16 protein-coding genes are annotated in these 16,318 nt (G+C 68.0%); 9 read left to right on the top strand and 7 right to left on the bottom strand.

The genetic code is table 11. The features are described from left to right. Positions 1 to 23 precede the first annotated feature (23 nt). The 3 genes from SOM47_RS16325 to SOM47_RS16315 all read left to right on the top strand — a co-directional run bounded on the left by SOM47_RS16325 (position 24) and on the right by SOM47_RS16315 (position 3,075). Positions 24 to 326: a hypothetical protein gene (locus tag SOM47_RS16325; protein ID WP_320506169.1), complete on the top strand. Its 303-nt coding sequence runs from the start codon at positions 24 to 26 to the stop codon at positions 324 to 326. 87 nt (positions 327 to 413) lie between these two features. Further along, positions 414 to 1,346: an MBL fold metallo-hydrolase gene (locus SOM47_RS16320; RefSeq protein ID WP_320506168.1), complete on the top strand. Its 933-nt coding sequence runs from the start codon at positions 414 to 416 to the stop codon at positions 1,344 to 1,346. Positions 1,347 to 1,422: 76 nt separating this feature from the next. Further along, on the top strand, positions 1,423 to 3,075 hold the full coding sequence (locus tag SOM47_RS16315) for a M28 family metallopeptidase (protein ID WP_320506230.1): 1,653 nt from the start codon (positions 1,423 to 1,425) through the stop codon (positions 3,073 to 3,075). A gap of 77 nt (positions 3,076 to 3,152) precedes the next feature. Here the strand turns inward: SOM47_RS16315 and SOM47_RS16310 are convergent, their stop codons facing one another. Further along, complete coding sequence (locus SOM47_RS16310) at positions 3,153 to 4,421, bottom strand: uracil-xanthine permease family protein (protein ID WP_320506167.1); 1,269 nt, start codon at positions 4,419 to 4,421, stop codon at positions 3,153 to 3,155. A gap of 196 nt (positions 4,422 to 4,617) precedes the next feature. On the opposite strand from SOM47_RS16310, the gene yedA reads away from it, so the two are divergent. Further along, positions 4,618 to 5,517 carry a drug/metabolite exporter YedA gene (gene yedA / locus SOM47_RS16305; protein ID WP_042613303.1) on the top strand — a complete coding sequence of 300 codons (900 nt, stop codon included), beginning with the start codon at positions 4,618 to 4,620 and terminating at the stop codon, positions 5,515 to 5,517. Continuing rightward, a complete protein-coding gene (gene rarD, locus SOM47_RS16300) occupies positions 5,514 to 6,419 on the top strand; it encodes an EamA family transporter RarD (protein ID WP_042613304.1) in 906 nt (301 codons plus the stop codon). Before yedA ends, rarD begins: the two co-directional genes overlap by 4 nt. Here rarD and SOM47_RS16295 read toward each other — a convergent pair whose 3' ends face one another. From SOM47_RS16295 to SOM47_RS16280, 4 genes are read right to left on the bottom strand one after another with little or no spacing between them, the layout of a single operon-like run. Continuing rightward, positions 6,420 to 7,739, bottom strand: coding sequence for an ABC transporter permease (locus tag SOM47_RS16295; RefSeq protein WP_042613305.1), 1,320 nt, complete (start codon positions 7,737 to 7,739; stop codon positions 6,420 to 6,422). Positions 7,740 to 7,749: 10 nt separating this feature from the next. Further along, entirely contained in the window at positions 7,750 to 8,907 is a 1,158-nt protein-coding gene (locus SOM47_RS16290) for an ABC transporter permease (protein WP_042613306.1), read from the bottom strand. A 14-nt stretch (positions 8,908 to 8,921) separates the two neighbouring features. Continuing rightward, positions 8,922 to 9,611, bottom strand: coding sequence for an ABC transporter ATP-binding protein (locus SOM47_RS16285; RefSeq protein ID WP_042613307.1), 690 nt, complete (start codon positions 9,609 to 9,611; stop codon positions 8,922 to 8,924). Between the two features lie 51 nt (positions 9,612 to 9,662). Next, positions 9,663 to 10,886 (bottom strand): efflux RND transporter periplasmic adaptor subunit, encoded by a 1,224-nt coding sequence (locus SOM47_RS16280; RefSeq protein ID WP_320506166.1) that lies wholly within the window; start codon positions 10,884 to 10,886, stop codon positions 9,663 to 9,665. A gap of 198 nt (positions 10,887 to 11,084) precedes the next feature. On the opposite strand from SOM47_RS16280, the gene SOM47_RS16275 reads away from it, so the two are divergent. From SOM47_RS16275 to SOM47_RS16260, 4 genes are read left to right on the top strand one after another with little or no spacing between them, the layout of a single operon-like run. Continuing rightward, positions 11,085 to 11,981 carry an ABC transporter ATP-binding protein gene (locus SOM47_RS16275; protein ID WP_042613309.1) on the top strand — a complete coding sequence of 299 codons (897 nt, stop codon included), beginning with the start codon at positions 11,085 to 11,087 and terminating at the stop codon, positions 11,979 to 11,981. Continuing rightward, positions 11,978 to 12,754 (top strand): ABC transporter permease, encoded by a 777-nt coding sequence (locus SOM47_RS16270; RefSeq protein WP_320506165.1) that lies wholly within the window; start codon positions 11,978 to 11,980, stop codon positions 12,752 to 12,754. Before SOM47_RS16275 ends, SOM47_RS16270 begins: the two co-directional genes overlap by 4 nt. A gap of 4 nt (positions 12,755 to 12,758) precedes the next feature. Then, on the top strand, positions 12,759 to 13,988 hold the full coding sequence (locus SOM47_RS16265) for a sensor histidine kinase (protein WP_320506164.1): 1,230 nt from the start codon (positions 12,759 to 12,761) through the stop codon (positions 13,986 to 13,988). Next, positions 13,985 to 14,587, top strand: coding sequence for a response regulator transcription factor (locus SOM47_RS16260; protein WP_042613312.1), 603 nt, complete (start codon positions 13,985 to 13,987; stop codon positions 14,585 to 14,587). Before SOM47_RS16265 ends, SOM47_RS16260 begins: the two co-directional genes overlap by 4 nt. A gap of 6 nt (positions 14,588 to 14,593) precedes the next feature. Here SOM47_RS16260 and SOM47_RS16255 read toward each other — a convergent pair whose 3' ends face one another. Both SOM47_RS16255 and SOM47_RS16250 read right to left on the bottom strand, forming a co-directional pair. Further along, complete coding sequence (locus SOM47_RS16255) at positions 14,594 to 15,133, bottom strand: cytochrome b (protein ID WP_042613313.1); 540 nt, start codon at positions 15,131 to 15,133, stop codon at positions 14,594 to 14,596. After that, on the bottom strand, positions 15,130 to 16,236 hold the full coding sequence (locus tag SOM47_RS16250) for a catalase family peroxidase (protein WP_042613314.1): 1,107 nt from the start codon (positions 16,234 to 16,236) through the stop codon (positions 15,130 to 15,132). The genes SOM47_RS16255 and SOM47_RS16250 overlap by 4 nt, the downstream gene beginning before the upstream one ends. Positions 16,237 to 16,318: the final 82 nt, after the last annotated feature.

Here is a 16,318-nt window from a genome sequence, read left to right as displayed (position 1 = left end):
CCCTTTCAACCGAGGATCTGCTGATGGCCTGGTTGTCGCTGCTGCTGTTCCTGCCTTGGTTCATGCTGCTCGGCGGGCTGTTCTGGTGCTACCCACGCCAGCCGCGTTGCGCGCGGCGGCGTGCCTTCGATGCGGCCGCGCTGCTGCTTGCCCTGGTGTTGAGCGTGCTTTCCATGCACTGGGGTTTCCAGTTGGGCCAGGCCCAGCCCGATGCCGGCCCTATCTGGCCGCAGGTGCTGGCGGTGCTGTATGCCTACGGCGCCTTCCTGGCGGTGATGGTGGCCGCGCTGCTGCTCCGCCCGCGCTGGCTGCTGCGCGCGCCCTGACGCGGCCCTCGACCAAAGCCGCATCGAACGCCTTCGCCCGCGCGCCTACCATGGGCGTCTGTCCTTGAACCTGCCAGGTGCGCGTCGATGACCGCCGATCCCAGCATCCACACCATCGATACCGGATTCCAGCGCGCCGACTTCGACGCGGCCTACCTGGTGGTGGAGAACGGCCGTGGCGCCTTCATCGACTGCGGCACCTCGCTGGCGGTACCGGCGATGCTGCAGGCCTTGGCCGATGCCGGGCTGGAGCCACAGGCGGTGGACTGGCTGCTGCTGACCCACGTGCATCTGGATCACGCCGGCGGCGCCGGCACGCTGATGCAGCACCTGCCCAATGCGCGTGCCGTGCTGCATCCGCGCGGCGCGCCGCACATGATCGATCCCGCACGGCTGATCGCCGGCGCCACGGCGGTATACGGCGAGGAAGAAATCGCGCGCAGCTATGGTCGCATCGAGCCGATCCCGGCCGAGCGCGTGGTGGTGGCCGAAGATGGCCAGCGCATCGACCTGGCCGGGCGCGAGCTGTTGCTGATGCACACGCCCGGCCATGCGCAGCACCACTATTGCGTGTGGGACGCGCGTAGCCGCAGCTGGTTCACCGGCGATACCTTCGGTCTGTCCTACCGCGAACTGGACAGTGCGCAGGGGGCGTTCATCATCCCCACGTCTTCGCCGGTCCAGTTCGATCCCGAGCCGTTGAAGGATTCCATCCGCCGGGTGCTGGCTTACCAGCCCGCCGCCATGTACCTCACCCACTACGGGCGGGTGGAAGCGGTGGAAGCGCGCGCTGCGGACCTGTTCGAGCAGATCGATGCGATGGTGGCGATCGGGCGCCAGTGCGACGGCCGCCCCGACCGCCATCGCCATCTGCTAGCAGCATTGCGCGCGCTGTATCTGGAACGCGCGCTGGCGCATGGCTGTGCGCTGGACCAGGACGCGGTAGCCGCGGTGCTGGCGATGGACATCGAGCTCAATGCGCAGGGCCTGGGGTGCTGGCTGGACCGCGGACGGCGCTGATCATTCCGCGTCATCGCGCTGTCACGTACACTCGGAGCATCCCTGTTTCCTTGTCCCCCGGTGATCCGTGAACCCGATGCGCGTGCTGTTGTTGTCGTCCTGCCTGTTCGTCGGTGGCCTTGCAAATGCGGCCAATGATCTTCCCGGCGGCGGCATCGATCCGCAGGCGCTGTCGCGGCACGTGCGCGTGCTGGCTTCGGACGAATTCGAAGGCCGCGCACCGGCCAGCGCGGGCGAAGAGCGCACGGTGCAGTACCTGATCGAGCAGTTCCGCAGTTACGGCCTGCAGCCGGGCGGCGTGGACGGCAGCTGGGTGCAACCGGTGCCGCTGGTGCGCGCGCAGCTGGACGGCGCGGCCACCGCCACGCTGTCGCTGAAGGGCGGCAAGCGCACCCTCGCCAACGGCGGGGACGTGACCCTGCAGAGCCTGCAGCCGCGCGCGCGGGTACAGATCAAGGATGCGCCGCTGGTGTTCATCGGCTACGGCATCGACGCGCCGGAGCGCAACTGGAACGACTACAAAGACATCGACCTGCGCGGCAAGATCGCGGTGGTGCTGATCAACGACGCCGACTTCGAGACCGACGCGCCCGGCGCGTTCGATGGCAAGGCGGTGACCTACTACGGCCGCTGGACCTACAAGTTCGAAGAGGCCGCGCGCCGCGGCGCCGAAGGCGTGCTGATCGTGCACGAGACCGCGCCGGCGGCCTATGGCTGGGCCACGGTGAAGAGTTCGGGCACCTCGCCGCTGTTCGACATCCAGCGCAGCCAGGACGAAGCCATGGCCCAGCACACGCCGCTGCGCGGGTGGATGCAGCGTTCCTTGGCCGAGGCGATCTTCGCCGATGCCGGACTGGATTTCGAAGCGGAAAAGCGCAAGGCGCAGCGCGCCGATTTCAAGCCGGTGCCGCTGGACAACGCCCGCCTGAGTGCCGCCTTCAAGCTCAAGCGTGAAGAGGTGGTCACCCGCAACGTGGTGGCCAAGCTGCCCGGGGGCGAGCACGGCGACGAGGCGGTGATCTTCTCTGCCCACTGGGATGCGTTCGGCATCGGCGAGCCTGATGCGAAGGGCGACCGCGTGCGACGCGGCGCCATCGACAACGCCACCGGCGTGGCCACGGTGCTGGAACTGGGCCGCGTCTTCGCCGCCGGCCCGCAGCCGCAGCGTTCGCTGTACTTCGTTGCGCTGACCGCTGAAGAGAAGGGACTGCTCGGCGCCAGCTACTACGCCAGGCACCCGCTGGCACCGCTGGAAAAGACGGCCGCAGTGCTGAACATCGAGATGTTCAGCCCGGATGGCGCGACCCGTGACATCGCCTCGTGGGGCAAGGGCCGGGTATCGCTGGAAGGCGACCTGGAGCGTGTGGCAAAGGCCCGGGGCCGCGGCTACAGCCCGGATCCGAACCTTGAAGCGGGCTTCTTCTACCGTGCCGACCACTTCGCGTTCGCCCGCCTGGGTGTACCGGCGATCACCATCGGTCCGGGGCTGGACAAGCTGGACGGTGGCATCGAAGCCGGCCGTGCGCTGCGCGAGAAATACTTCAAGGACTGCTACCACCAGGCCTGCGACGCGTGGACCCCGAGCTGGGACCCGGCCGGCCACGCTGCCGATACATTGCTGGTCTATGACCTCGGCTTGGAGCTGGCCAACGGCCGCAGCTGGCCGCAGTGGGAAGAAGGCTCGGAGTTCCGCAAGGCGCGCGACGCCAGCGAAGCGGCACGCCGCTGAGATCGCCTTGATGGCGTGATTCGGCATTGTCATTTGGTGGGTGACGACCGTTGGTCGTCACGCCTTCCCCCGCAGCCTCAAACCACCGGCGGACCCGGCTGCTTCCAGTGATCGTTACCCGGCAGCAGCAGGTTCAACGCGATCGCCACCACCGCGCACAGCGCGATGCCCTTCAGGCCGAAGTCATCCGGACCGGTGCCGCTGCCGACCAGTACGCCGCCGATACCGAACACCAGCGTTACCGACACGATCACCAGGTTGCGGGCTTCGCCCAGGTCGATCCGGTGTCGGATCAGGGTGTTCATGCCGACCGCGGCGATGGAGCCGAACAGCAAACACAGGATGCCGCCCATCACCGGTACCGGGATGCTCTGCAGCAGCGCACCAAACTTGCCGATGAAGGCCAGGCTGATGGCGAAGACCGCCGCCCAGGTCATGATCTTCGGGTTGTAGTTCTTCGTCAGCATCACCGCCCCGGTGACTTCGGCATAGGTGGTGTTGGGCGGCCCACCGAACAGTCCCGCCGCGGTGGTCGCCACGCCATCGCCGAACAGAGTGCGGTGCAGGCCGGGCTTTTTCAGGTAGTCGCGCCCGGTGACGCTGCCGACGGCGATCACCCCGCCGATGTGTTCGATTGCCGGTGCCAGCGCGACCGGCACGATGAACAGGATCGCCTGCCAGTTGAACGCCGGGGCGGTGAACTGTGGCAAGGCAAACCACGGTGCCGCCGCGATGCGCGCGACATCGACCACGCCGAATGCGAAGGACAGCCCGAAACCCACCAACACGCCGAACATGATCGGCAGCAGCCGGAACATGCCACGGCCGAACACCGCCACCACCAGCGTGGTCAACAGGGCCGGCATCGAAATCAGCATGGCTGTCTGGTACGGAATCAGCTGCGCCCCATCGGCGTCCTTGCCCATGGCCATGTTGGCGGCGATCGGCGCCATCGCCAGGCCGATCGAGATGATCACCGGGCCGATCACCACCGGCGGCAGCAGCCGGTCGATGAAACCGGTGCCCTTGATCTTCACCGCCGCGCCCAGGAAGGTGTAGACGAAACCAGCAGCCATCACCCCGCCCATGGTTTCAGCCAGGCCGAACTGCTGCTTGGCGAGGATGATCGGGGTGATGAAGGCGAAGCTGGAAGCCAGGAACACCGGCACCTGGCGGCCGGTCATCAACTGGAACAGCAGCGTGCCCAGCCCGGCGGTGAACAGCGCCACGTTCGGGTCCAGCCCGGTGATCAGCGGCATCAGCACCAGCGCGCCGAAGGCCACGAACAGCATCTGCGCGCCGGACAGCACCTGGCGCCAGAGCGGGTCGTTGAATTCATCCTGCATCGTCGGGAGTTCCTGGGTAGGCGCCGGCAAGCAGTTCGTCGGCAGGGGCGGGGAGGATGATATAGGCCTTGTCCGCGCTCCGCTGGAGACGCGGCGCCAGCATGCGCCGCGCGCCGAAAACAGCATGCCGCGTTCCTGACTGCTCCCGGTCGCCGCAAAGGCCTAGAATCCTCGTTCCCCCGCACCCTGGTGGCCCATGGCCGTCGTTCCTGAATCCCCCGCCGCACCGCGTCCCGGTGCCGTCGCCCTGGCGTTGCTGCTGGTCTACGTGGTCTGGGGCTCTACCTACCTGGGCATCGCCAAGGCGCTGCAGGCCGGCGTGCTGCCGCTGACCTCGGTCTCCGGTGCGCGCTTCATCATCGCCGGCAGCCTGATGTACGCGGTGCTTCGGCTGTTCAGGAAGATGCCGCGGCCGACCCTGCGGCAGTGGCGCAACCTGACCATCATGGGCTTCACCATGCTGCTGCTGGGCAACGGCATGGTGGTACTGGCCGAACGTGACGTGTCCTCAGGCCTGGCCGCCACCGCGGTGGCCTCGGTGCCGTTGTGGATGGCGCTGTTCTCGGCGGTGCGCGGCCAGCATGCCAGCCGCGGCGAATGGCTGGGCATTGCCATCGGCTTCCTCGGCGTGGTCTGGCTCAACGCAGGCAGCAGCCTGGCGGCCTCGCCGACCGGTCTGGTGCTGTTGCTGGTGGCACCGGTCGGCTGGGCGTTCGGCTCGGTCTGGGTACGTGGCCAGGATTTGCCGGGACCGTTCATGACCGCTGCCGGGCAGATGATCTGCGGCGGCATCCTGCTGGTCATCACCGGGCTGGCGGTGGGCGAGCGGCCGACCGCGCTGCCGAGCCTGGACGGCCTGCTGGCGGTGGCTTACCTGTGCGTGTTCGGCTCGATCGTGGCCTTCACCGCGTACGTGTGGCTGCTGCACAACGTGCGCCCCGCGCTGGCCGGCAGCTATGCCTACGTCAATCCGGTGATTGCCGTGCTGCTCGGCGTACTGCTCAATGGCGAACACTTCGGCTGGCGCGACCTGGTGGCGATGGCGGTGATCCTGGCCGGCGTGCTGGTGCTGGCTCTGGCGAGGACGCGCAAGTGAGCGCGGTACTCACCAGCGAGCAGGAGCAGGAACAGCGCCGTGGCTTTGCCGTCACCGCCTTCACCTTCGTGCTGTGGGGACTGGTGCCGGTCTACTGGCACCTCCTGCGCGAAGTGCCTTCGTTCCAGATTATCGCCCACCGCATCATCTGGAGCACGGTGTTGGTAGTGGGCTGGCTGCTGCTGAGCAGCCGCCTGCAGTGGTGGAAAGCGATCGCCGCGCAGCCGCGTGCGCTGGCCACGCTGGCAGTGAGCAGCCTGGCCATCGCGTTCAACTGGGGCCTGTACATCTGGGCGATCAACGCCGGCCACGTGATCGATACCAGCCTGGGCTACTTCATCAATCCGCTGGTCAGCGTGGTACTGGGCGTGGTGGTGCTGAAGGAACGCCTGCGTCGCCTGCAGTGGCTGGCGGTGGCCTGCGCGGCGGCCGGCGTGGGCTGGCTCACGTGGCAGGCCGGTGCACCGCCGTGGATCGCGCTGGGGCTGGCCGGCTCGTTCGGGTTGTACGGCCTGTTGCGCAAACTGGTATCGGTCGATCCGGTGGCCGGCCTGGCGGTGGAAAGCCTGTACCTGTTCCTGCCCGCGCTGGGCTTCGCGCTGTGGAGCGAGAACGGCCACGGCGGCGCCTTCTTCGGGGGCTGGGGCTGGCGCAACGACCTGCTGCTGATCTTCGGCGGCGTGGTCACCGCCGCACCGTTGATCGGCTTCGCCTACGGCGTGAAGCGCATCGCCCTGTCCACCGTGGGCGTATTGCAGTTCATCGCGCCCAGCCTGGGCCTGGTGCTGGGCGTGTTCTTCTTCAACGAACCCTTCGATGGCGCGCGCGCCACCGGTTTCATCGCGATCTGGATCGGCCTGGGCCTGTTCGTCTTCGACGGCCTGCGCCGCGCCCGCCGCTAGTCAGACCTCGCGCAGGGCGGTGGTGATCGGCAGGCGGGCGGCGCGCAGGGCGGGGAACAGGCCACCGACCAGGCCGATGCCCAGCGCCCACTTCAGCCCGCTCCACAGCAGTTCCGGGGAGACGTGGAACTTGAACACCACCGCGCTGAAATTGCTGCCGATGGTGGACACGCTGTAGCCGTTGAACAGCAGCCAGGCGATCGCGCAGCCCAGCAGCCCACCCAGCAACGCCAGCAGCATCGTCTCCAGCATCACCGCGGTCACCACCGGCAATCCGCGGAAGCCGATCGCGCGCATCGTGGCGATCTCGCGCGCCCGCGTGGCCACGGCGGCATACATGGTGTTGAGCGCACCGAACACGGCGCCGATGGCCATGATGGTGCCGATGACCTTGCCCAGGATGTTGATCAGCGTGGTCAGCCCGCCACCCTGCTTGCTGTAGTACAGCCGCGTTGTTTCCACCTCCAGCTTCAGGCGCGGGTCGCCGGCGACGGCAGCCTTGAACTGCTCGAAGCCCGGCTTGCCGTCGGTGCGCACCGTCACCGATTGCAGCGAGTCGCGCTGGTAGGTGGTGGCCAGCGTATCCACGTCGGTCCACAGCTCCGAATCGTGCGCATCGCCGGAAGCGAACACGCCGACCACCGTCCATGCCTGGTTGCCCAGGGTCAGCGTGCTGCCCACGTCCATGTCGCGGAACTGGGTCTTCGCGCCCTGGCCCACCACCATCTCACGCTTGCCGGTGGCGAACTTGCGGCCTTCGATGATGCGTACACGATCATGCACCGCCCACGCCATTTCGCCGACGCCCCGGAACTGCGCGTTGACATCGGTGCCGTCGGAGCGGGACACCAGGTTGACCACCTGCGACAGTTCGGCCGACAGCAGCGCGCGGCCCCTTTCGTCGCGTGCCACGCCGGGCAGGGTGGACAACAACGGAATCTGGTCGCGGGTGATCACCGAGTTGGTCTCAGCCTGCGAGCCACCGCGCAGCACGATCGCGGTGGTGTCATCGCCGGTGCTGTTGAGCGTGGACTGGAAACCTGCGCCCATCGCCAGCATCGCCACCAGCACGCCCACCACGCCGGCGATGCCGACCACGATCACCGACGAGGCGCCCCAGCGTTGCGGCAGGCTGGCGATACCGATGCGGGTGGCGGCCAACGCCAGCCGTCCGCCGCGGGTCAGCACCAGCCACAGCGCGACCAGCACCGCCACGATCAGCACGCCCTGCCACGGCAGCCAGATCCATCCCGCCAGGCCCACCGCCAGCACCACCAGCATCGCGCCGTTGAGCAGCCACTTCTTCAGTGTGTTCTTCATGTGCGGGTCCTCAGCGTCCGGCCAGGGCGTCGACGATCTTCAGCCGCTTGGCGCGCAACGCCGGCAGCAGTCCGACCACGATGCCGATCACGATGATCAGTCCAATGCCCACCAGCCAGGTGGTGGTCGGCACATGCGGTGGCAGCAGGCCGCGTGTCTGCGGTGCCAGCACCGGCAGGATGGTCGCCGCCAGGCCCATGCCGATCGCACCACCCAGCCCCACCAGCAGGATCGATTCCACCATCACCAGGGCCAGTACGGTACGGTCCTGGAAGCCGAGCGTCTTCAGCGTGGCCAGTTCCGGGATGCGTTCGCGCACCGCCTGGGCCATGGTGTTGCCGGTCAGCAGCAGCAGGGTGAAGAACACCGCGCCCATGATCGAGGTGACGATCATGCCGATGTCCGCGAACTGCTTGACGAAGGCCTGCTGGAACGCCGATTCGGTCTGGGTCTTGGTTTCGTGGTCGGAGTTGGCCGATATCGCGTCGATGGCCTGGGCCACCCGCGAGGCATGGTCAGGGTTGTCCAGGGTGATGGTGTACCAGCTGACCCGGTTCTTGATGTAGTCGTTGGACTCATCGAAGTACTTCCAGTTCATCATCAACTGCCGCTCCTCGTTCCCGGCCACTGCACGGTCCTTGGAGCGGAACGTGCCGACCATTTCCAGCGGCCAGTCGTTGCTGCCCCCGCGCGGGAAGATGGTGGCCTGCAACGGGATGGTGTCGCCGATCTTCCAGCCGAAATCCTTGGCCAGCGATTCGCCGACGATGGCACCGGTGCGGGTGTCCTGCCAGCGCTTGAGCTGGTCCGGGGCGACCTCGAGTTCGCCGTAGACGTCGAAGTAGTTCGGTGCTACCGAGAAGTTCGGGAAGAAGTCCTTGGGGTCGCGGTAGATGCCGCCGAACCACATGCCGTAGGTCACGTCGCGCACGCCGGCCACCTGGCGGATCTGCGCTTCCAGGCGGATCGGCAGCGACTGGGTGATCGACAGCCGCGAGGCGGTGATCAGCCGGTTGGCGCCTTCCACGCTGCCACCGGACATGAACGCCACGCGCACCGAATCGAGCATGCCGAACAGCAGGAACGCCGCCACCACCGACAGCAGGGTCAGCAGGGTGCGGGTGCGGCTGCGGAACAGCTGCGCCCAGACCAGGGAGAAATATTTCATCGCCGTGCCCTCGGTCAGTGCGCCAGTGGCGCGTCGGCAAGTTCGCCCTTGTCCAGGTGCACCGTATGGGTCGCGTACTCGGCGGCCTTCGGGTCGTGGGTCACCATGATGATGGTCTTGCCGTGTTCGCGGTTGAGCTGCTGCAACAACTGCAGGATCTCTTCGGCGGACTGGCGGTCCAGGTCGCCGGTCGGTTCATCGCAGATCAGGAAGGTGGGATCGGAAACAATCGCGCGGGCGATTGCCACGCGCTGCTGCTGGCCGCCGGACAGTTCGTTGGGCCGGTGGCTGCGGCGGTCGGCCAGGCCGACCAGGGTCAGCGCGATCTCTGCGTTGCGCTTGCGCTGCGCAGCACCCAGGTGGGTCAACAGCAGCGGCAGTTCGACGTTCTTCTGCGCGGTCAGCATCGGCATCAGGTTGTAGAACTGGAACACGAAGCCGACATGGTGGCTGCGCCAGGTGGACAGCTGGCCGCCGCTCATCTGGTCGATGCGCTCGCCTTCGATGGTGATCTCGCCGCCGCTGGGCGAATCCAGTCCACCGATCAGGTTCAGCAGGGTGGTCTTGCCGGAACCGGAGGGCCCCATCAACGCCACGAAATCGCCTTTTTCGATGTCCAGGTCGATGCCGTGCAGCACCTTCACCTGCTCCGGGCCCCGCTGGTAGGTCTTGGTGATGCTGCGCAATGAAACCAGGGTCGACATGCCGATTCTCCGAGTGCGGTAGCGACGGCCGCTGGCCGTCAGACAGAAAACCTACGGTTGTTCCTTCACCTTGCTGCCATCGCCCAACGTATCTGGCGGGCTGGTCACCACAAGCTCACCCGGGCGGACGCCCTGCAGCAGTTGTCGATCCGCATTCAACGCCAGGCCTGGCTCCACGCTGCGCTGCTGCACGGCATCGTCCACCAGCACGAACACCACGCTGCCACCCTCGCGTTCCACCACGGCATTGGCCGGCACCCGCACGCCCTGCGGCTTTGCCGCTGCATCGGCCTTGGCCTGTTCCAGGAAGCTCACCCGCACGCCCATTTCCGGCACGATGCGCGGGTCGCGGGTCTTGATCGCCACGCGCACCTTCACCGTGGCCTTGCCGCGGTCGGCGGTGGGAACGATGGCGATCACCTCGGCCGGGATTTTCCAGTCGGGATAGGCGTTGAGCGTGGCTTCCACCGGCATCTTCGGCTGTACACGGCCGATGAACGCCTCGCCGACATCGACTTCGATCTCCAGCGACTCCATATCCACGATGGTGCCGATGCCGGTGCGGGTGAAGCCGCCGCCGGCCGACAGCGGCGAGACGATCTCGCCCGGCTGTGCGGCCTTGGCGGTGACCACGCCGGAGAACGGGGCGCGGACGATGTTGTTGTCCACGCCCAGGTCGGCGATCGCGAGTTGGTTGCCGGCCACCTGCACGTTGCGCCGGGCGGTATCCAGCTGCGCCCGCAGGCTGTCACGCTGGGCCACGGCCTGGTCGAACTGCGAGCGCGATACCAGCTGCTGGCCGACCAGCGCCTGCAGCCGGGTGGCCTCGGCATCGGCCTGGGTGAGCTGGGCCTGCAGGCCGGCGACCTGGCTGCGCGCGGCCTGCACCTGCGAAGCGTAGAGATCGCGCTGGGCGCCGGCATCGATCGGGTCCAGCGTGGCCATGACCTGGCCTTCTTCGACCCGCATGCCTTCTTCGATCATGACTTCGCGCACCTTGCCGGTGATCTTGGCCGAAACGGTCGCCATGCGCCGGGCCACCACGTAGCCGCTGGCATCCAGCACCGATGCGCTGCTGCCTGCCTCGCCCAGTGCCACCGCCGGCGCGGTCTGCACTTCGATGGCCTGCGGACGCAGCCGCCATGCCGCGATGGCGGCGGCGAACAGCACCACCACGATGATGACGATCCACAGCCAGCGGCGGCTGCCCGGCGGGGGCGGCGGCGTCTTGCGGTCGATGCGAAGTTCCTTCAACAGTTCAGCAGAGGCGTTCATAGGGACCATGACGATGGATCGAGCGGAGTGTGACCCCAACACCGACCGGGGGCAAACCGGGTGCCGGCTTCGGCAAGGATGCACGCCCGGTACCGGAAACGGGCAGTGACAGCTGTCACCCTCTGCAGCTGACGTGCGCCAGTGCGTGTACGCTGCGACCTGCCGCACACTGGCCACCTCTTTCCCGGGAGTTCCGCGATGCACCTCGATGCCCCTCCGCTTGCGGTCCTTGACCAGGTGCACGTGCGATATCGCAACGTGCAGGCGCTGGCTGGAGTCAGCCTGCAGGTACAGGGAAGCGAAGTGCTGGCCCTGCTCGGTCGCAACGGCGCCGGCAAGAGCACGGCCATCGCGGTGCTGCTTGGTCTGCGGCGGCCGGACAGCGGACAGGTGCAGCTGCTCGGTGGCGACCCGCAACACCGTGCCCAGCGCGAGCAGGTCGGGGTGATGCTGCAGAGCACCGCGCTGCCGCCGAAACTGCGGGTCGGTGAGCTGGTGGAGCAGTTCCAGGCCAGCTACCCGCGGCCTCGCCCGCTGGCCGAATGCCTTGCCATCGCAGGTGTCCAGGACCTGCGGGAGCGGCCCTACGGCGCGCTGTCTGGCGGCCAGCAGCGGCGCGTGCAGTTCGCCATCGCCTTGTGCGGCGGTCCGCGCCTGCTGTTCCTTGATGAGCCGACCACCGGCCTGGACATCGAGGCCCGGCAGGCCATCTGGGACGCCATCGCGACGCTGCGCCAGGAAGGATGCGGCATCGTGCTGACCACCCATTACCTGGAAGAAGCCGAAGCGCTCGCCGGGCGCGTGGTGGTCATGGAACGGGGGCAGGTACTGGCCGATGGCCCGCTGGCGACGTTCCGGCCGCAGTTGGCTCCGCGGCGGATCCGATGCCGCAGCCGGCTGGACGTGGCCCACGTGCGCGGTTGGGAGGGCGTCATCGATGCCCGCCGCGAAGGCGACCACCTGCAGCTGCTGGCCGAACCGGCCGAGGCGGTGGTGGCCCGCCTGCTTGCCGAAGATCCCCTGCTGCGCGAGCTGGACGTGCGCGGTGGGGGACTGGCCGAAGCGTTCGTTGAAATGACCCGGGAGGCCGCATGAGCCTGCCCCGGGCCGACAGCGAAGCAGTGCGGCGTCCGGTGGCGCGACGGCTCGCACCGTACGTCGCCGAGTTGAAGGCCGAACTGCGGCGCACCTGGCGCACGCCGGCGTTCGTGCTGCCCTGTCTGCTGTTCCCGGTGCTGTTCTACCTGATGTTCGGCGTGCTGTTGGGGCGTGGCGAGGCGGGGCGCTACCTGCTCGCTACCTACTGCATCTTCGGCGCCATGGGGCCTGCCCTGTTCGGTTTCGGCGTACAGCTGGCCATGGACCGGGCCAGTGGCCTGCTGACCCTCAAGCGCGCCCTGCCGGTTCCGCCGCTGGCCCCCATGCTGGCCCGGCTGCTGATGGCCCTGATCTTCGCCGTGGTCGTGGCGGCCTTGCTGATCATCGCCGCGCACGTGGTGGGCGAGGTCGTGCTGACCCCACCGCAGATGGCTGGCCTGATCGGCGTCTCGGCGCTGGTCGCACTGCCGCTGGGCGCGGTCGGCCTGCTGATCGGCAGCCATGTCGGCGCCGATGCGGCGCCGGCGATGGTGAACCTGTTCTATCTGCCCCTGGCGCTGCTGTCGGGCCTGTGGGTACCGCTGTCGATGCTCCCGGACGTGTTCACCCGGCTCGCTCCGCTCTGGCCGACCTGGCATGCGGCCCAGCTGGCGTTGCACACCATCGACGAGCCGGCCAGCGGCAGCATGCCGGTGCACGTGGGGGTGCTGGTCCTGGTGACGGTGATCGGCGCGCTGCTGGCGACCCGTCGCCTGCGCCGCATCGGCTGAATCCATGATCGCCCGCGCTCGCCGCCTGCTGCAGTCCAACGCCTCCGCCCACAGGTTCGCCACCCTGCTGCGCCCCGCCCCGGATTCGGCAGCGGCCGACCATCGGCGGCGCGGCCAGTCCGGCTGGAGTGATTACATCCACCTGCTGTGGACCTCGTGGGTGTTCCTGACCCCTCTCTTCGGTGGCGGGTATACCGCGCGCTGGGCGCTGCTGACACTGCTCAGCTATCCCACCTTCCTGTTCCTGTACGCGCGCGCGATGCTGGCGCCGCGCCACCATGCACCGCGCTATGCGCTGGCGATGGTCGCGCTGAGCCTGGTGCTGGTGCCGTGGTATCCGTCCGGCATCAGCTACTTCGTGTTCGGCTGCGTGATGCTGCGCGTGTGCCGCAACGGCAGCATCTGGCGCTATCTGTTGCAGTTGCTGCTGCTCAACGCGGTGTATGTCGGCACCGCGTGGCTTGCGGGCTGGGCCTGGCAGAATCTGGTCTGGATTCCCTTCATGTCGGTGGTGATCGGCCTGATATCGAACATGGAGGCGGTCAACAAGGACCGCGATGCGCAGCTGCAGCTGTCACAGGATGAGGTGCGCCGGCTGGCGGCCACGGCCGAGCGCGAGCGCATCGGCCGCGACCTGCATGACCTGCTCGGGCACACGCTGTCGCTGATCACGTTGAAGCTGGAGCTGTCGCGCAAGCTGTACGACCGCGGCGATGCGCGTGCACGGCTGGAGATCGGCGAAGCCGAAGACATCGCGCGGCAGGCGCTGGCGCAGGTCCGCAGTGCGGTCACCGGCTTCCGCTCCAGCGACCTTGCCGGTGAGCTTGCCTCGGCGCGGCTGCTGCTGGAATGCCAGCAGGTCCACCTGGACTACCAGCCACCGCCGCCGATGCCGCTGGAGATCGAGCGCGCGCTGGCCCTGGTGCTGCGGGAGGCGGTGACCAACATCGCCCGCCACGCGCTTGCGGGCAACGCCCAGGTGCACTTCGAACGCGACGGCCAAACCCTGCTGATGCAGGTCCGCGACAACGGCCGTGGCGGGGTGATCACCGAAGGCAACGGCCTGGCCGGAATGCACGAACGCATCGCCGCACTGCGCGGTACGCTGCAGCTGGAACCGCTGCCACAGGGCGGCACCTGCATCACGGTGCGCGTGCCGATGCCGGCCGTATCGACGCCGATGGACCCGGCGCCGGAGCCATTGCCTGCGAGCCTGTTGAAGGCAACCCCATGATCCGGATCGTACTGGCCGAAGACCAGGCCATGGTGCGCGGCGCGTTGTCGGCGCTGCTGGGGCTGGAGCCGGACATCGAGGTGCTGGGCACCGCAGCCGATGGCGAAGCGGCGTGGCGACTGCTGCAGCAGGTGCGGCCGGACATCCTGGTCACCGACATCGAAATGCCCGGCCTGACCGGGCTGGAACTGGCGCAGCGGATCGCGCGGCAGCAACTGCCGATCAAAGTGGTGATCGTCACTACCTTCGCGCGTACCGGCTTCCTGCGCCGCGCCCTGGACGCGGGCGTGCTCGGTTACCTGCTGAAGGACGCGCCGGCCGACCATCTGGCCGATGCCCTGCGCCGCGTGCAACAGGGTGCCCGCGCCATCGACCCGCAACTGGCACTGGACGCTTGGTCGCAGGCCGATCCGTTGACCGACCGCGAGCGCCGCGTGCTGCGCCTGGCAGGCGAAGGAAAGACGGCCGGCGAGATCGCCACCGAGCTTGGCCTGTCGCACGGCACGGTGCGCAATTACCTGTCCGAATGCATCGGCAAGCTGGGCGTGGCCAACCGAATCGAAGCCTATCGGCTGGCCCGCCAGAAGGGCTGGCTGTAGCGCCTGTTACTTCTTCGCCATCGACTCGAACACGCCATCGCGGCGCACCCAGGCGTGGTACAGCGCAGCACCCAGGTGCATCAGCACGGTGGCGAACAGCACATAGGCCAGCAGGCTGTGGGCACTGCGCAGCGCGGTATACAGCGCTGCCGAATGCGGTGCGATCGGGGGCAGGTTGAAGCCGCTCCACAGCACGATCGCATAGCCGCCGGCGGACAGCATCGACCAGCCCAGCAGCGGCATCGCCAGCATCAACGCATACAGCAGCCAGTGCGACGCCTTCGCGGCCAGGGCCTGCCACCATGGCAGGTCGGCCGGCAGCGGCGGTGGCCGGTGGCGCAGGCGGTTGTACAGGCGCAGCAGCACCAGCAGCCCGATCGCGATGCCCAGCGGACGGTGGATGTCCACCAGGATCGGCCGCAGGTGCAGCGAGGCCATCATGGTCACGCCGATGAACAGCATCGCCAGGATCATCACGGCCATCGTCCAGTGCAGCACGCGGGCCAGCAGGTTGAAATGGCCGGGCGTTTGATTGGGCGCGTTCATTTCGATACCCCTGCCGCATCGCCGGCTTCGCCGCGCGCGGTCTCGCGTTCGCGGCGGTTGAATGAATGCGAGTACACCGCCGAGCGTGCCGCCAGCACCGCATCGTCACTGCCGCTGATTCCATCGGGCAGGATCAGTGGATCGAAGTTCAGGTCATTGCAGGGCCCCCCGGCCTGCGGCTGCATATGCGCCAGCGACAGCACGCCGGCCTGCACGCGGGCGCGTCCGGCCGGCCAGGGGGTCGAAGGGTCTTCGACCACGTCGCCGGGTCCTGCCAGGGTCACCACCAGGTTCCAGCGCACCGGCCCGCTGGCCAGCCGCGTGGCGAACTCGTCGGCCAGGTAGTCCAGTCCGGCATCGGCGCGCGCCGTTTCGTCCAGCACCTCGACCGCAGCCTGCGGCTCCCAGCTCCAGCGCACCGCCTGGCGGGTGCCGTCGGCGGCGGTGAACCAGAAGCTGTTGACGCTGTTGAACTGCGTGTTGGCCCAGCTGGTGGTCCACGGGGCGGTCTTCGCCCACTGCTGGAAGGCGCGCGCGCTGGGATACTTCTCCAGCACGGCGGCCATCTTCGCCGGGTCCGGCTTTCCGGTCGACGGGTCCGGCAGCTGCGCCTGGGTCTGTTCCAGGAAGGCCTCGGGGCTGGGCACGGCGAAGAAGGGGAAGCTGTTCATCGCCATCCGCCACTCCTGCCCGTTGTCGCTGACCAGCTGCAGGGCGATGCTGCGCACCCGTGCCTGCGCATCGGCCCCGTGCGGATCGCCGCCACCGATCGACAGCCGCCCCAGCACCGGCACGCGTGCCTGGTGGAACACCTGGGCGCGTGACAGCGCCGCACCCTGCGGCGTGGGTTCGAACCAGCCACTCACACACACGCCCTTGCTGTGCGCGCGGCGGAAGCCAGGGTGCGCCGGGCCGGTGGCTTCGATGGTGTCGGTGAAGCGCTGCGCCGTGGGCCGATCACGACCAATCCAGCCGGCCAGCCATGCAAAGGCCAGCGCGATCAGGCCGACGATCAACGCAATCAGCGCGATCCAGGGCAGCGGCGAATGCGGCCGTGGGCCGCGCGATAAGCCGCCTTTACGGGTGAAGCGGAACAAGGGCATCGACGGTTCCTGCCTGGCATGAAAATGCGCGGTGCCCACATCCTAAGCAAAAAAGGGGACGGAGGGGATTAAGTCGCATACG

Source organism: Stenotrophomonas sp. CFBP8980 (genome assembly GCF_034046095.1).
Classification (GTDB): domain Bacteria; phylum Pseudomonadota; class Gammaproteobacteria; order Xanthomonadales; family Xanthomonadaceae; genus Stenotrophomonas; species Stenotrophomonas lacuserhaii.
The sequence above is the reverse complement of the archived record's forward strand: the minus strand, read 5'-3'. Positions and strand labels throughout refer to the sequence as shown.

Bases quoted from the DNA above. Each gene is read 5' to 3' on its own strand.
- SOM47_RS16325 (WP_320506169.1), top strand. From the start codon at position 24: ATGGCCTGGTTGTCGCTGCTGCTGTTCCTGCCTTGGTTCATGCTGCTC.
- SOM47_RS16320 (WP_320506168.1), top strand. From the start codon at position 414: ATGACCGCCGATCCCAGCATCCACACCATCGATACCGGATTCCAGCGC.
- SOM47_RS16315 (WP_320506230.1), top strand. From the start codon at position 1,423: ATGCGCGTGCTGTTGTTGTCGTCCTGCCTGTTCGTCGGTGGCCTTGCA.
- SOM47_RS16310 (WP_320506167.1), bottom strand. From the start codon at position 4,421: ATGCAGGATGAATTCAACGACCCGCTCTGGCGCCAGGTGCTGTCCGGC.
- yedA (WP_042613303.1), top strand. From the start codon at position 4,618: ATGGCCGTCGTTCCTGAATCCCCCGCCGCACCGCGTCCCGGTGCCGTC.
- SOM47_RS16295 (WP_042613305.1), bottom strand. From the start codon at position 7,739: ATGAAGAACACACTGAAGAAGTGGCTGCTCAACGGCGCGATGCTGGTG.
- SOM47_RS16290 (WP_042613306.1), bottom strand. From the start codon at position 8,907: ATGAAATATTTCTCCCTGGTCTGGGCGCAGCTGTTCCGCAGCCGCACC.
- SOM47_RS16285 (WP_042613307.1), bottom strand. From the start codon at position 9,611: ATGTCGACCCTGGTTTCATTGCGCAGCATCACCAAGACCTACCAGCGG.
- SOM47_RS16280 (WP_320506166.1), bottom strand. From the start codon at position 10,886: ATGAACGCCTCTGCTGAACTGTTGAAGGAACTTCGCATCGACCGCAAG.
- SOM47_RS16275 (WP_042613309.1), top strand. From the start codon at position 11,085: ATGCACCTCGATGCCCCTCCGCTTGCGGTCCTTGACCAGGTGCACGTG.
- SOM47_RS16270 (WP_320506165.1), top strand. From the start codon at position 11,978: ATGAGCCTGCCCCGGGCCGACAGCGAAGCAGTGCGGCGTCCGGTGGCG.
- SOM47_RS16265 (WP_320506164.1), top strand. From the start codon at position 12,759: ATGATCGCCCGCGCTCGCCGCCTGCTGCAGTCCAACGCCTCCGCCCAC.
- SOM47_RS16260 (WP_042613312.1), top strand. From the start codon at position 13,985: ATGATCCGGATCGTACTGGCCGAAGACCAGGCCATGGTGCGCGGCGCG.
- SOM47_RS16255 (WP_042613313.1), bottom strand. From the start codon at position 15,133: ATGAACGCGCCCAATCAAACGCCCGGCCATTTCAACCTGCTGGCCCGC.
- SOM47_RS16250 (WP_042613314.1), bottom strand. From the start codon at position 16,236: ATGCCCTTGTTCCGCTTCACCCGTAAAGGCGGCTTATCGCGCGGCCCA.